The organism is Actinoplanes sp. NPDC049802 (genome assembly GCF_040656595.1).
GTDB lineage: Bacteria > Actinomycetota > Actinomycetes > Mycobacteriales > Micromonosporaceae > Actinoplanes.
This window is the reverse complement of sequence record NZ_JBFAMR010000012.1, coordinates 22,276-36,939: the sequence shown is the minus strand read 5'-3', so window position 1 is coordinate 36,939 and position 14,664 is coordinate 22,276. Positions and strand designations below refer to the sequence as shown.

Below are 14,664 nucleotides of genomic sequence, written 5' to 3'. Positions count from 1 at the left end.
CCCTGCGACGCGGCACCGCCGAGGGCGGCGCGGTCGAGAGCGGCTCGGAGAGTGGCGAAGAGGTGCGGGGCGCCGGACAGCTTGCCCCGCGGGACACGGCTGCCCACCACCCTGCCCCGGCGGGCGAATGCCGGGGAACGGCGGCCGGCGTGGCCACCCTCGCCACGGGCGGTGATGCGGAGCGCCCGGGTGCGGTAGGCCTGACCGGCGGCCGCGACCGCGCCCGCCTTCTCCGGCTGGGCGGTCCCGTCCGCGTCTGTGGGGGTGTGCTCCTCCGTACCCCCGAGGGGTGGGCATGCTCCGGACGGCCCGCCGCCGTCGCGCGGGGTGTCGTCCGCCGGGCCTCCGCCGCCGGGGCCGTCGCCCGGGTCGGGATCGGTGTCCGGGTCCGGGTCGCCGTCCTCCGCCCGGCCCTGGTCGGCGCGTTCCTGGTCGGATCGCTCCTGGTCGGCGCGTTCCTGGTCGGCGCGTTCCTGATCGGCTTGGCGTTCGGCCTCGGCCAGGGCCTCCTCGAGCTTCTGCTCGTCGGTGCCGGGCGGGTCCAGCGGATCGGTGCGGCGACGGTGCGGAAGGGCGAGGCGGGCCGCGTCGCGTACGTCGTCGGCGGTGACCCGGTCGCGGCCGTGCCACGCGGCCAGCGCCACGGCACAGCGGGCCACCACGATGTCGGCGCGCATGCCGTCGACGCCGTAGGCGAGGCACACGCGGGCGATGCGGTCGAGTTCGGCGTCGGGGAGCACCACCGACGGGAGGACGGCGCGGGCGGCGGCGATACGGGCCGCGTACCCGGACTCGGCTTCGGTGAACCGGGCGGCGAACCCGTCCGGGTCGGCCTCGTAGGCGAGCCGCCGGCGCACCACCTCGGCACGCTGGCGGGCGTCGCGGGGCGCGGCCACGTTCACCACCAGGCCGAACCGGTCGACGAGCTGCGGCCGGGGCTCGCCCTCCTCCGGGTTCATGGTGCCGACCAGCAGGAAGCGGGCCGCGTGCTTGACCGACACGCCGTCCCGTTCGACGTGCGCCCGGCCCATCGCCGCCGCGTCCAGCAGCAGGTCGACCAGGTGATCGGGCAGCAGGTTCACCTCGTCGACGTAGAGCACCCCGCGGTGCGCGGCGGCGAGCAGGCCCGGCTCGTACGCCTTGACGCCGTCACTGAGCGCGCGCTGCAGATCGAGCGTGCCCACCACCCGGTCCTCGGTCGCGCCGACCGGCAGCTCGACGAGACTCGCCGGCCGGGCCGCGGCCGGACCGCCGGACGGGTGCGGACCATCCGGGCAACCGGGGTCGGGCGCGGCCGGGTCGCAGGCGAACCGGCAGCCCCGCACCACACCGACGTGCGGCAGGAGGGCGGCGAGAGCCCGTACCACGGTGCTCTTGGCGGTGCCTTTCTCGCCGCGGACCAGCACCCCGCCGACGGCGGGTGAGACCGACGTGAGCAGAAGCGCCAGGCGCAGATCGTCAAGGCCCACCACGGCCGAGAACGGGTACGGAGTAGTCACCAGGATCCCTTCCGGCGGGTGTCCACGCCCGCTCGTCGGTCGACGCGAGCGGCCGGAGTCTCCTGACTCCCGGATCGACGTCTCCCGCGGCCTTCCGGCTCCCCCTCGAAGCCGTGGCCGAACACGCGGGTCGCTCCCCGGTCACAGTGGCGGGACCGTCCCGGACTCGCACCGGGTTCCTCCCTACCGCTCGCCGGTCACTCTTCCCGACCGCCGGTCACCCGTCAACGCGGGGTCCGTCACGGCACCGCGTGTCATGCCCGGTCTCCGGGTCGGTGGCCCGCCGTCCTGCCCGAGCCCAGGGGTGAAGCGGTGACACCGCGATGCGGTGCCCGGCTGTATCAGCATCCCCGCGGGCACCGGGCCCATTCGACGGCCTCGCGGATCAGGAACGGACGGCCTTCTCGGTGGCCGGGAGCGGCTCGGGGGCCAGGCGGTCGAGTTCGGCGACGACGTCGAGCACGGCCAGGGCGGAACGCTCCACCAGCGGGCGCAGGCGGCGGTAGAGAGCCGCGCCGTCCAGGTCGGGGTGGGTGGCACGGCCGGTCGGCACGAGTTCGGCGGCGCGATCCAGATCGGGCAGCTCACCGACCGCGTGCCGGGCCAGCAGGCAGGCGCCCAGCGCGGTGCCCTCGGGCACGTCGGCGACCGTCACCGGCAGGTCGAGGGCGGACGCCAGCACGGACACCCACAGTTCGGAGGCGGCCGCCCCGCCGGTCGCCCGGATCTCGGTGATCGTGCAACCCTCGGCATCGAACGAGTCGCGGACCAGCGCCAACTGCTGGCAGACGCCCTCGACGGCGGCGCGGACCAGGTGCGGGCGGGAGTGCTCGCGGCGCAGCCCCAGGTACGCGCCGCGCATGCCGGGACGCCACCACGGCGCCCGTTCGCCGAGCAGGTACGGCAGGCAGAGCAGGCCCTCGCTGCCGGGCCGAACCCCGGCTGCCTCGGCGAGCAGGGCGGCGTCCCGGTCGTCGGCGTCCTCCCCCTCGGTGGTGGGGCTTCCGGGGGCGCCCGCGGCGAGGCTCTGCGCGGCCCACCTGACGACCGACCCGGCGTTGTTGACCGCCCCGCCGATCACCCAGCGATCCTCGGTGAGGGCGTAGCAGAACAGCCGTCCGGCCTCGTCGCTGGTGGGCCGGTCCACGACGGTACGCAGAGCGCCGCTGGTGCCGAGGGAGACGGCCGCGACACCGGGTGGGGTGGCGCCGACACCCAGGTTGGCGAGCGGGCCGTCGGCGGCGCCGATGATCAGCGGCACGTCCGGGGACAGGCCGGCCGCGGAGGCCACCTCGGGACGCAGCCGCAGCGCGTGCGTGGTGGGGACGACCTCGGCGAGCTGCCCGGGGCGTACCCCGGCGATCTCCAGGGCCTCCGGGTCCCACCGGCGGGAGTGGATGTCGTAGAGGCCGGTGCCGGAGGCGATCGACAGGTCGACGAGGAACGGGGCGTCGGCGAGCGCGGCGACGATCATCTCTTTGACGCCGCCCCAGCGCGGAGTGCCGCGAAGCGTCTCCGGGTCCTCCTCCGCCCACCAGGCCAGCTTCGTGAGCGGGGACATCGGGTGAACCGGGGTTCCGGTACGGGCTTGGAGGCGCTTCGCCGGCCCGCTCGCGACGATCTTCTCGCACTGCCGGGCGGAGCGGCCGTCCGCCCAGGTCACGACGGGGCCGAGCGGTTCGCCGGCGGCATCCATCGGCAGCAGCGCGTGCAGGAACGTGCTGAGGCTGACCGCGATCACCCGGTCGCCGCGTGCACGGCAGTCGGCGGCCACGTCCGTGAGGGCCTTCAGGGCGGCACCGGTGAGCTGCCGGGGGTCCAGTTCGGCGCGTCCGGGGCCGGGCACCGACAGCGGATAGTGGACGCTGGTCAGCGCCCGCAACTCACCGGCCGGGCCTGCGGCGACCCCTTTGGTCGCGGTGGTCCCGGTGTCGATCCCGATCACGACGTCCATGCTTCGCCTCCCGATCGCCCTGAGCCGACCCTCTCATGCCCACCCACCGCAGCAGCCATGCGGACCGCCGAACACCCCGCCCACGCCGTCCGCCATGCGGGCCGCGACATGCCGGCCTCACGGCGGCGGCGGTGGCTACATCCCCGCCGGGAACCTCCGGGGCCTGGACTGTCCGCTCAGTGGCTGGTCTCTGTGCGGCTGGTTGGCAGCATCCCTGCTGGCTTATCAATCAAGGCTCGCTACCAGCGCATATCCGGTCCGGCCCCGCTTTGCCAGGCCTCACGACGCGGGTGCCGGGTAGCAGAAACCGGACCTGGATCAGGGATTCGATGACCGGCGACCAGTGATCGGCGACCGGTGAAGACCCGTCCGTTGCGGCGGTTGCGCATGTGGACGGCATTGCGTGAACGGTGCGCTCGTCCCTGAGCAAGACCGGCGAAACGACCCGGCCGGCCGCGATGGCTCCCCGGCGATCGCCGCTGACGCTGCCCCGTGAACTCCACCGTGCGGCACCGGCCGGCCGTCACACGCCATCACCATCACGTTCACCGGCTGGCAGCGCACGCAGGAACGGATCCCCGTCCGGGGAGACGAACACGGATCTCGGCTATCTGTGTTCGGCAGACGTGACACCCGCAACGGGTGTCGTCACACCCAGTACGGGTGTCGCGTTCTCCGAGCACACATCGCCCTGCACGCCGGCCCTCCGCCCACCGGACGCCAGGGCGACAGGGCGCCAGGGCGACGGGTGCGTTCGTTTCTGAGTGAGCTGCGAACTTATGATCGTTGCGGTGGTCCCGCGTCTCGCCTGGTCAGCGCCGCAAGTGGCGGTCATGGATGATGCCGTCGGCGGAGGCCGGAGGATGTCATTGCTGCTGGCCGGGCCTCCTCGCCGACCTCCCTCAGAAACGAACGCACCCAGGGCGACAGGGCGAACCGTCGGTGCGCTGTGGGCGCCCGCCCGGCGGGCAGACGGGGCCGAGTGATTCGGCACGCACGCGGGGCCCGGCGTGGGCACACACGAGTGTCACAGCGGTGCTCGGGGCCCACCATCGGTGCGCTGTGCGCCCCCGCCCGCCCGGCGGGCATGCAGGCGGGGCGGGGCGGGGCGGGCGATTCGGCCAGCAGTCAGCGCTCTTTCGAACGTCCTGAGCCGACTCTGACGGCCGGCCGAAGTGTTCCGGCCGGCCGCCAGAGCTGACTCAGCAAGCGTGAGGCAGCACTCACGGCCGGCTGGAGTGGATCACGGCTCTGTCCGGGGCACGGTTGTGCGGGCACTTCGCCGGGGACAGGCGGGCGTGCGTTCCGGCGCGGAGCGAAGCGGGCTCCGCACGCACAGCCCGGCGGGCGCGGCAAGGGATGGAGCGGCAGAAGATCGCGCATTCTTTCGGGGCGGGGAAATGATTGATAACGGTCCGCCGCGTACCGGAAAGGGTCTTCAAAAAGCGAAACGCCCCGCCTGAGATCGACGGGGCGACGCGGGGTGAGGAAAACGTCAGCGCTGGTCCGCCGGGACGAAGTCGCGGACCGGCGAGCCGGTGTAGATCTGCCGGGGGCGACCGATCTTGTTAGCCGGGTCGGTCATCATCTCGCGCCACTGGGCGATCCAGCCGGGGAGCCGGCCGATGGCGAACAGCACCGTGAACATGTCGGTGGGGAAACCCATGGCCTTGTAGATGAGGCCGGTGTAGAAGTCGACGTTCGGGTACAGCTTGCGGGAGATGAAGTACTCGTCGGAGAGGGCGATCTCCTCGAGCTTGAAGGCGATCTCCAGCAGCGGGTCCGGCTTGTCGAGGGTGGAGAGCATCTCCTGGGCGGCCTTCTTGACGATGGCGGCGCGCGGGTCGTAGTTCTTGTAGACCCGGTGGCCGAAGCCCATGAGCTTGACGCCCTTCTCCTTGTTCTTCACCCGGGTGACGAACGAGGTGACGTCTCCGCCCTCCTTGCGGATCTGCTCGAGCATCTCGAGGACGGCCGCGTTGGCGCCGCCGTGCAGCGGGCCGGAGAGGGCGTTGATGCCGGCCGAGACGGACGCGAAGAGGTTGGCCTGCGCCGAGCCGACGAGGCGCACCGACGAGGTGGAGCAGTTCTGCTCGTGGTCGGCGTGCAGGATGAACAGCATGTCCAGGATCTTGGCGACTTTGGAGTCGACGTTGTACTGGACGGTCGGCAGGCCGAAGGTGAGGCGCAGGAAGTTCTCGACGTAGTCGAGGGAGTTGTCCGGGTACGGCAGGGGGTGGCCGATGGACTTCTTGTAGGTGTACGCCGCGATCGTCGGAAGTTTCGCCATCAGCCGGATCGCGGAGATGTCGACCTGCTCCTCGTCGAGGGGGTCGAGCGCGTCCTGGTAGAAGGTCGACAGCGCGGTGACGGCGGACGACAGCACCGACATCGGGTGAGCGTTACGGGGGAAGCTGGAGAAGAAGGTGCGCATCTCCTCCTGGAGCAGCGTGTGCACCCGGATCTTGTCGGCGAAGTCCCGCAGCTGCGCGGTGGTCGGCAGCTCACCGTTCATCAGCAGATACGACACCTCGAGGAAGGTGCTCTTCTCGGCGAGCTGCTCGATCGGGTAACCCCGGTAACGCAGAATGCCCTGGTCACCGTCGATGTAAGTGATCGCCGACTTGGTCGACGCGGTGTTCACGAACCCCTGGTCGAGGGTTACGTAACCGGTCTCCTTCAGCAGAGCACTGACGTCGATGCCGCCCGGACCGTCGACGGCCTTCGTGACCGCCATCGACAACTGACCACCGGGGTGGTCGAGCTTGACATCCGTCATGTATTTCCCTCACTTCACCGGCAGATGTCCCAAAGATTTTGTCGTTTACCGTAAACCCTCAAGCTGAATGGGTCATCAGGCGGCCACCTGTTGAGGCATTGGTCACCAGTACGTATGGGTCGTTGCGCCATAGACAATGGTCGGTATATTGCGACTCCGTTACAGGAGGACCCATGCAGATCCCGGCCCAGGGACCCGTCGTCGTGGGAGTGGACGGCACGGCAGCCGACCCGGCCGCCGTACGGTTCGCCGCCCGGGAGGCCCGCTCCCGTGGCCGCGCCCTGACCGTGGTGCACGCCTTCGCGTGGGCGGAGGCCGGCGCCACCGATTACGCCCCGGCACGCCGGGCCGCCTCGCGTGCCGTCGAGGAGGCGGTCTCCATCGCCCAGCGTTCCACACCAGGGGTTGACGCGCGTGGTCAACTCCTGGATGGTCCACCAGGACGTGTCCTGCTGCGTCTCGCCAGGAGTTCCACGCTTCTGGTTCTCGGCGGCAACGGCCTGGCCGAGGTGGTGGCGCGGGCCTGGTGCCCGGTGGCGGTGGCCCGGAGCGACCGGCCCCCGGGCGGACCGGTGCTGGCGGCGGTGGACGGGTCGCCCCTTTCGGCGCTGGTGCTGCGCTTCGCGATCGAGCAGGCCCGGCGCCAGGGCGGTCCGGTGCACGTGGTGCACGCCGGCGAACGGTCCGGCCGGCCGGTTCTCGACGAGGTGCTCGGCCCGGAGCCGCCGGCCGGGGTACGGCCGCAGCTGCTGGCGGGCAGTCCGGCGGCCGCTCTGGTCCGCGCGTCACGGCGGGCGGGACTGATCGTGCTGGGGCCGCGGGGGACGAACGCCCGGGGCCGGCTCGGCTCGGTCGCGGCCGAGGTGCTGCGGCGCGGCGGATGCCCGGCGGTCTTCGTGCACGGGCCGCCGGGTTTCAGGAAGCCCGGTAACACGGTGCCCGAATTGCTACCGTTGGCCCACACATAGGTCTTCGGGCTGTACGGGAGGAATGCCCGGTGCGATCGGTGCTCCCGCCCGGCCTCGCCCGACGGCAATGGCAGTTCATCGCCGTGGGCGGCGTCATCGCCACAGTGCTCTACGGAATGTTCCCGTCAACGACCGTCGGTACGGCCGCCTTCACCATCTTCGCGATCCTCACCGTGGTGGCATGCTTCGCCGGGCCACCACGGTGGGGCGCCGAGCCTCCGGCGGCCTGGCGGCTGATGGGCACGGCCGCGCTGCTGTTCATGATCGGCGTGCTGATCCGGCCCTCGGTCACCGAGCGGCCGATGCCGTGGCCGCTGCTCGCCGACGTCGCCTCGTTCAGCGGTTATCTGATGCTCGGCGCGTTCCTCCTGGTGCTCCTGCAGAGACGGGGCAGCCTGGACCGGCACGCGGTGGTGGACGGCCTGATCGTCAGCCTGGCCGCCGGCGCGGCGAGCACGCTGCTGCTGGCCCTGCCGGCCGCCGCGATTCCCGGCCGGGACGCGCTGCTGTCGGCCATCCAGGGCACGTATCCGCTGTTCGACGTGATGCTTCTGATGCTGCTGGTGAACCTCACCTTCACGGCGAAGACGTGGCCGGTCAGCCTGATCGCGCTGATCGTCATGATCTCGACGCTCACCGCGGGCGACCTGGTCTACGCGATCTACGGCGTGAGCGGCAAGATCTACGCGTCGCCGCTGCTCAACCTGCCTTATCTGATCGCGTACACCAGTCTGGCGGTGGCCGCGACGCACCCGTCCGTCGTGGAGATGAGCCGGGCCGCCAAACTGCCCGCCCAGGCCTGGTCCTGGCCGCGCCTGTCGCTGCTGCTGCCCGCCCTGGCCGTGCCGTTCGCGCTGCTGCTGACCACCGGCGCCCGGTCGGCCGTCAGCCGGATGCTGATCGCGATCACCGGTGCGGTGATCGTCGCGCTGCTGCTGGTGCGGGCCATCGCGGCGGTCCGCGCCCAGGTCGCCGCCCAGTTGCGCTCGGAGCATCAGGCCACCCACGACCCGCTGACCGGCCTGCCCAACCGGCAGTCCATGTCGGCCGAGATCGAACGCCTGGTCACCGTGGTCGAGCCGGAGGGGCACGACCGGGTCTGGGTCTACATGCTCGACCTGGACGGCTTCAAGTGGGTGAACGACTCGTGGGGCCACGACACCGGCGACCAGCTGGTGATCGAGGTGGGCCGGCGGCTGCGGACCGGGGTGCCGCACGGCATCCCGGTGGCCCGGGTCGGCGGCGACGAGTTCCTGCTCGCCTTCATCGGGGAGAAGGGCGACGCGCTGCGCCTGGTCGACGACATCCGGGGCTGCTTCGCCAAACCGTTCCCGGTCCGCCATCACGACGTGGTGATCAGCGCGTCGATCGGCATCTCCCACGCCGAGTCGGACCCGGCCAACGCCGCGGTCACCGCCGAGGCGCTGATGCGTGACGCCGACACCGCCATGTACCGGGCCAAAGCCGAGGGGCCGGGCCGGTCCACCATCTTCGACACCAGCATGCACGCCCAGGTGCGCGAGCGGATCGAGCTGGAGGTGGCGCTGCGGCAGGCGCTCGCCGAGGAGCAGTTGCACGTGGCGTACCAGCCGCTGGTGCGCCTGGAGACCGGGATCCCGGTCGGCGCCGAGGCGCTGGTCCGCTGGATGCACCCGGAACGCGGCGCGATCCCGCCGATGACCTTCATCCCGATCGCCGAGGACGCCGGGCTGATCAACGCGATCGGCACCTGGGTACGCAAGGAGGCCCTCCGCCAGCTGGGCGTGTGGCGCTCGGAGGGCACCGTCCACGACGACTTCTACCTGTCCATCAACGTCTCGCCGCGCCAGCTCAGCGATCCCGAGCTGCCGCTGATCGTGTCCGGCGAGATGGTCCGGTACGGCGTACCCCCGCACTGTGTGGCCCTGGAGATGACCGAGTCGGTGATGGTGGACGGATCCAGCGTCACCTCACGGGTCCTCTTCGAACTGCGTGAGCTGGGGGTGAAGTTGCTGGTCGACGACTTCGGAACGGGGTTCTCTGCGCTCGGCTACCTGCGCAAGTTCCCGGTCACCGGCGTCAAGATCGACCGGTCGTTCGTGACCGGGCTCGGCGTGAACCACGAGGACGACGAGATCGTCCGCGCCGTGGTGGCGATGAGTCACGCGCTGGGCCTGAGTGTGATCGCCGAGGGTGTGGAGACGCCGCTGCAGCGGGAGGCGCTGTACGCGGTGGGCGTCGTGAACGGCCAGGGCTGGCTGTGGGGCGCCGCGGTCCCGGCCGCCGAGTTCGCCGAGCGCTGGCGGGACGTGGTGATGCGCGGGCCGGCCGTTCCGGAGATCTTCTCGAACCCGTCGGGCCGGCACCGCCGGCCCAACTGAGGTCCACCGTCAGATCCGGGCGGTCCGCCGTTCCGGCTGGCCGTCGAGCCGGCGGGCGAGCCCGCGCCGCTCCTCGCGACGGAACGGCATGTCGTCCTTCGGGAACTCGTACATCCAGAACGACTGCGCGTCCAGCCGGGTCGGCTGGGCCCGGCCGCAGGACGCCGCCCGGCTGAGCACCAGCGCGATCATCCGGGGCAGCTGGTTGCGTTCCTCGTTGTACGAGCAGATGTCGAAGAAGACCTTGCCGTCCGCCTCCTCGATCGACGCGCACATCTGCCGCTGGAGGGCGACGAACACGCCCCGGCCCCGGCCGCCGAGCGCCGAGCCGGCGAAGAGGCAGTAGAAGAGCCGTCGCTGCTCGTACAGCTCGGGCCAGTGGTATCGGAAGTAGTCCGCCGAGATCAGCGGGATCGACTCCAGGTCGTTCGTGAGGGTGCCCATCCCGGCGATGCCCTCGTCGTCCAGAGCCACGTGCTTGGCGATCCGTCTGTCGGCCATCACCTCGTCGAACTCGTGGCGGTACATCAGGTGCCGGTTGACCGCGAGGATCCGCAGGTCGTTGAAGCAGTTCGAATAGAAATCCCAGGCCTCTTCCAGCATGTCGGCCGGCAGCTCGGGCATGACTTCCACACGCATGGTCGCCCCCTCTCGGTGTCAAACCTTCCAGGGACCCTGGTGCGGTGCGGCCAACTCCGGCATTATTCGCACGCGGAATCAGTGGTGTAAGCCACGTCACTGCCGATGGGAGGACCATGACCCCGCTAGTCGCACTCCTGATCGTGCTCGCCACCGGTCTGGCGGCAGCGCTGATGGCCGCCACCAGGTAGAAAGCGGGTATGCGCTTCGCCACCTGGAACGTCAACTCGGTCAAGGCCCGGCTGCCCCGCCTGCTCGACTGGCTGGAGCACACCGCCCCCGACGTGGTCTGCCTGCAGGAGACCAAGGTCGCCGTCTTCCCCGAGAAGGAGGTCGCCGCACTCGGGTACGAGACGGCCGCGCACGGCCAGGGCCGCTGGAACGGCGTCGCCCTGCTCTCCCGGATCGGCCTCGACGACGTACGCCGTGGCTTCGCCGGTGAGCCCGGCTTTCCCGAGCCGGAGGCGCGTGCCGTCAGCGCCCGGTGCGGCGGCATCCGGTTCATGTCGGTGTACGTGCCGAACGGGCGCACGCCGGAGGATCCGCACTACGCGTACAAGCTGCGGTGGCTCGGCGCGCTGCGGGACGCCCTCGTGCCCGAACTGGCCGCCGGCCCGGTCGTGGTGGCCGGCGACTACAACGTGGCCCCCACCGACGCCGACGTGTGGGACATCACGGTCTTCGCGGAGTCCACTCACGTCACCCCGCCGGAGCGGGCCGCCCTCGCCGCGCTGCGCGACCTCGGTCTCACCGACGTGCCGGCCCGGCCGCTCAAGGGCGAGAAACCGTTCACGTACTGGGACTACCGGGCCGGGATGTTCCACCAGAACAAGGGCATGCGGATCGATCTCGTCTACGCCACCACCGACGTGACGGCACGGGTGTCCGACGCCTTCGTCGACCGCGAGGCACGCAAGGGGAAAGGGCCGTCCGATCACGCCCCGATCGTGGTCGACCTGAACGATTCGCCGGGTAACACGTAGGCTGGGGGCATGACAGCGCGTACGCCGCCGGTTCCGGTCGCGCCCGCGCCGGCCCTGCTCCAGGCCACCTTCGAGGCCGCTGGCGAGGGGATGCTGCTGTGTGCCGAGGCGGGGCACACCGTGCTTCTGGCGAATGCCGCGGCCCGGCGCCTGGTGCCCGGCACGAGCCCCGGCGAGGCCGTCGGGGCCCCGTTTCCTGGGCCCGGCGCCGACTCGTTCCGGTGCGAGCACGAGGGCCGCTCCCTCTACGGGATGCGGCGTGCCCTCGACGGCGGGCACTACGCCTGGTTCATCCGGGACGAGACCGAACAGACACGGCACATCGCCCACACCGAGTTCCTCGCCGAGGCGGGGTGGCGGCTGTCCGCGTCGCTGCATGTGGGGCGTGTCATGCGTACCACGGTGGAGCTGGCGGCGGCGCGGATCGCCGACACCGCGATGGTGGTCCTGCCGCCGCGCCGGCATCGCAGCGGCTGGATCCGGCTGCTGCCGGGCCGCGCCGTCGAGGAGGGCACCCTGCCCGAGCGCCTGCTCGCCGACGTGCCCGGCCTGACCGAGGCCCTCGACGGCTTCCCGCCCATCCCCAGCCGGTGGCTGGACCCGGCGCAGGCCCCCGGCTGGCTGCTGCCGGCCGATCTCGGCCCGGTCGGCGCGCTGCTGGTCACGCCGCTGCCCGGCAACGCCGAACCGGCCGGCGCCCTGATCCTGGCCCGGCACGGGGCGTCCCGCGGGTTCCGCGACGAGGACGAGGCGCTCGCCCGGGTCTTCGCGGCCCGCGCCGGCGCGGCGATCTCCGCCGCCACCCTCTACCAGGAGCAGGCCGACACCGCCGACGTCCTCAAAGCCGACCTGCTCCCGCCGGAGCTTCCGGTGATCGACGGGTTCGAGCTCGCCGGATCGCACCAGCTGCGCATCGGCGGCGACTTCTACGACGTCTTCGGCCCGGCCGGGGACAGCACCGACACGATCATCGCCCTCGGCGACGTCTGCGGCACCGGCCCGGAGGCGGCCGTCCTCACCGGCAAGGTGCGGCAGACGCTGCGCGCGCTGCGGCTGGTGCGGGCCGAGCCGGAGGCCATCCTGCGTGTGCTCAACGACGTGCTGCTCCAGGCCGGGCGGCGGAGCCGGTTCGTGACCATGGTGGTCGGCTCGGTCCGCCGCGTCGAACAAGGCCGGGTGCGGCTGGAGCTGGCCACCGGCGGCCACCCCGCCCCACTGGTGCTGCGCGGCGACGGCCACGTCGAGGAGGTCCCGGCCAAGGGCGCCCTGATCGGGGTCGTGCCGCTGACCGACATCCGGCCGGCCGCCGTCGAGTTGGCCCCCGGCGAGTTGTGCCTGCTCTACAGCGACGGGCTCACCGAGGCCCGCGGCGGCCCCTCCGGGCGCGAGCAGTTCGGCGAACAGCGACTGCGCCGGGCGCTCGGCGACTGCGCCGGGATGCCCGGCGCCGCCGTCGTCGAACGGCTCAGCCAGATCGTCTCCGACTGGCTGCACGGCAACCAGTCCGACGACATCGCCATGCTCGCGGTCCGCGCCCCCGCACGCACCCCGCTCAGCCTGCGCGGCGGCGGCGTCCCCGAACAGTCGCCCTACCTGATCGCCGCCCGGCGCGGCGACCGCCGGCTCCGGGCCCGCTCGTGACCGCACCCACGCGGCCGGCCACGCCGATCGACCCGTTGACCACGGAACGCTATCTTGGTCTGGTCGCGGACGGTGATGAGCTGGCCGCCACCCGGCTGATCACCGAACTGCTCGACCACGGCGTACCGGCCGAGCGGATCATCGTCGATCTGATCGGCGCCACCCAGCGGCGGGTCGGCGAGCTGTGGGCCGCCAACGAGTGGTCGGTGGCCCGCGAGCACGCCGCAACCGCGGTCAGTGAACGCGCCGTCGCCACCGTCGCCGCCCGGACCAGCCCGTACCCGTCCCGCGGCCGGATCACCCTCGCCTGCGTCGACGGCGAATGGCACGGGCTGCCCGCCCGGATGCTCGCCGAGCTGCTGCGACTCGGTGGCTGGCGGGTCGACTTCCTGGGCGCCAGCGTCCCCGGCCGGCACCTGATCACCCACCTGCACCAGACCGGGCCCGACGCGGTGGCGCTCAGCTGCACGATCCCCACCCGGCTGCCGCGCGCCCACGCGGCCATCGCCGCCTGCCGCGCCGCCGGCGTCCCGGTGATCGCCGGTGGCCGTGGCTTCGGGCCCGGCGGCCGTTACGCCGCCCGGCTCGGCGCCCACGCCTGGGCCGGCTCCGGAGAAGAGGCCGTCGCCCGCCTGGCCACCGACTGGCCACCACGCCACGTGATCGACCTGCCCACCGCGGAGGCGCAGAGCCACCTCGGCGACGAGGAGTACACCCACCTTCTCCGTTGCCGCCCCCAGCTCATCACCACCGCGATGGAACGCCTGTCCGCCGCCTATCCCACCGCACACCACTACGACGCCGCCCAGCTCGAATCGACCGTCGAGGACATCGGCCACATCGTCGACTTCCTGGCGGCCGCGCTCTACGTCGGCGAGCAGGAGATCTTCACCGATTTCATCGAGTGGACCAACGGCGTGCTCACCTCCCGCGGCGTGCCGGTCACCGCTCTGCGCACCGGTCTGCGCCTCATCCGCGACCAGCTCATCGACTTCCCGGCCGCCATCGCGATGCTCGACGCCGCACTCGTCGAACTTCTCTGATCCGGTACGCGCGAGACGGTCCCGAAAACCACACCTCCCGTCCGTGGCACACAGAGCCTGATCGGGCGGCTGGCGCCGCACGATCCGGCCCGGGCGGCTGGCGCCGCACGGGCCACCGGGTCCGGCTGGCTGGCAGTGCGGACCCTACCGGCCAAGATCGTCCACCCCCGCCGGGCGGGCACGCACGCACAGCGCACCGACTGTGCGCCCACCGCTACGACACTCGCGGGCGACCACGAAGAACCCAACGCGCGTGCCGTCCGGTGCATCTGGGCCTCGGGAGCGCACGGGAGAAGCGAATGGCCGGCAGGGACAGCGCTGACATCCCTGCTGGCTCATCAATCAAGGCTCGCTAGCAGCGCATATCCGCGGTCCGGCCCCGCTTTGCCAGGCCTCACGACGCGGGTGCCGGCCAGCAGAAACCGGACCTGGATCCAGGGATTCGATGACCGGCGACGGCGACGACGATCGGCGGTCCAAGACCGGTGAAGACCCATCCGCCGCGACGGCCACCCAAGTACACGGCAATACGCGAACCGCACGCTCCTCCCTGAGCAAGACCGGCAAAACAACCCCGCCACCCGCAATAACCCCTCGGCGATCCAAGACCGGCGAAGACCCATCCGCTGCGGCGGTTGCGCATGTAGACGGCATTGCGTGAGCGGTGTGCTCGTCGCTGGGCAGGACCGGCAAAACAACCCGACCACCCGCAATAACCCCTCGGCGATCCAAGACCGGCGAAGACCCATCCGCTGCGGCGGTTGCGCATGTAGACGGCATTGCGTGAGCGGTGTGCTC

The 14,664-nt window shown here is 71.7% G+C and carries 9 protein-coding genes and 1 riboswitch; of the genes, 5 read left to right on the top strand and 4 right to left on the bottom strand.

All coding sequences use genetic code 11. The annotated features are described in order from the left end of the window. The 3 genes from AB0I88_RS11510 to AB0I88_RS11500 form a co-directional block, all read right to left on the bottom strand. Positions 1–1,499 (bottom strand): AAA family ATPase (locus AB0I88_RS11510; protein ID WP_361021356.1); only part of this gene is annotated, 1,499 nt, incomplete at its 3' end. 55 nt (positions 1,500–1,554) lie between these two features. Further along, positions 1,555–1,681, bottom strand: a riboswitch (cobalamin riboswitch). Positions 1,682–1,884: 203 nt separating this feature from the next. Then, positions 1,885–3,453, bottom strand: coding sequence for a gluconokinase (locus tag AB0I88_RS11505; protein WP_361021354.1), 1,569 nt, complete (start codon positions 3,451–3,453; stop codon positions 1,885–1,887). 1,495 nt (positions 3,454–4,948) lie between these two features. Continuing rightward, entirely contained in the window at positions 4,949–6,232 is a 1,284-nt protein-coding gene (locus AB0I88_RS11500) for a citrate synthase (RefSeq protein ID WP_361021352.1), read from the bottom strand. A 173-nt stretch (positions 6,233–6,405) separates the two neighbouring features. Here AB0I88_RS11500 and AB0I88_RS11495 point away from each other — a divergent pair, with 173 nt between their 5' ends. Then, the gene (locus AB0I88_RS11495; RefSeq protein ID WP_361021350.1) at positions 6,406–7,200 is read left to right on the top strand and encodes a universal stress protein; all 795 of its coding nucleotides are present in this window, start codon (positions 6,406–6,408) and stop codon (positions 7,198–7,200) included. Between the two features lie 29 nt (positions 7,201–7,229). Then, positions 7,230–9,560, top strand: a complete 2,331-nt coding sequence (locus AB0I88_RS11490; RefSeq protein WP_361021348.1) for an EAL domain-containing protein — start codon at positions 7,230–7,232, stop codon at positions 9,558–9,560. A 9-nt stretch (positions 9,561–9,569) separates the two neighbouring features. On the opposite strand, the gene AB0I88_RS11485 is transcribed toward AB0I88_RS11490, so the two are convergent. Continuing rightward, on the bottom strand, positions 9,570–10,199 hold the full coding sequence (locus AB0I88_RS11485) for a hypothetical protein (RefSeq protein WP_361021346.1): 630 nt from the start codon (positions 10,197–10,199) through the stop codon (positions 9,570–9,572). A 200-nt stretch (positions 10,200–10,399) separates the two neighbouring features. Between AB0I88_RS11485 and AB0I88_RS11480 the strand changes: the two genes are divergently transcribed. From AB0I88_RS11480 to AB0I88_RS11470, 3 genes are read left to right on the top strand one after another with little or no spacing between them, the layout of a single operon-like run. Beyond that, entirely contained in the window at positions 10,400–11,182 is a 783-nt protein-coding gene (locus AB0I88_RS11480) for an exodeoxyribonuclease III (RefSeq protein ID WP_361021344.1), read from the top strand. Positions 11,183–11,191: 9 nt separating this feature from the next. Next, entirely contained in the window at positions 11,192–12,823 is a 1,632-nt protein-coding gene (locus tag AB0I88_RS11475) for a PP2C family protein-serine/threonine phosphatase (RefSeq protein ID WP_361021341.1), read from the top strand. Then, a complete protein-coding gene (locus AB0I88_RS11470) occupies positions 12,820–13,866 on the top strand; it encodes a cobalamin-dependent protein (protein ID WP_361021339.1) in 1,047 nt (348 codons plus the stop codon). Before AB0I88_RS11475 ends, AB0I88_RS11470 begins: the two co-directional genes overlap by 4 nt. The last annotated feature ends 798 nt before the right edge of the window (positions 13,867–14,664 follow it).

Excerpts from the sequence above, each read along its gene's own strand:
- AB0I88_RS11500 (WP_361021352.1), bottom strand. The coding sequence starts at position 6,232 with ATGACGGATGTCAAGCTCGACCACCCCGGTGGTCAGTTGTCGATGGCG.
- AB0I88_RS11475 (WP_361021341.1), top strand. The coding sequence starts at position 11,192 with ATGACAGCGCGTACGCCGCCGGTTCCGGTCGCGCCCGCGCCGGCCCTG.
- AB0I88_RS11495 (WP_361021350.1), top strand. The coding sequence starts at position 6,406 with ATGCAGATCCCGGCCCAGGGACCCGTCGTCGTGGGAGTGGACGGCACG.
- AB0I88_RS11505 (WP_361021354.1), bottom strand. The coding sequence starts at position 3,453 with ATGGACGTCGTGATCGGGATCGACACCGGGACCACCGCGACCAAAGGG.
- AB0I88_RS11480 (WP_361021344.1), top strand. The coding sequence starts at position 10,400 with ATGCGCTTCGCCACCTGGAACGTCAACTCGGTCAAGGCCCGGCTGCCC.
- AB0I88_RS11485 (WP_361021346.1), bottom strand. The coding sequence starts at position 10,199 with ATGCGTGTGGAAGTCATGCCCGAGCTGCCGGCCGACATGCTGGAAGAG.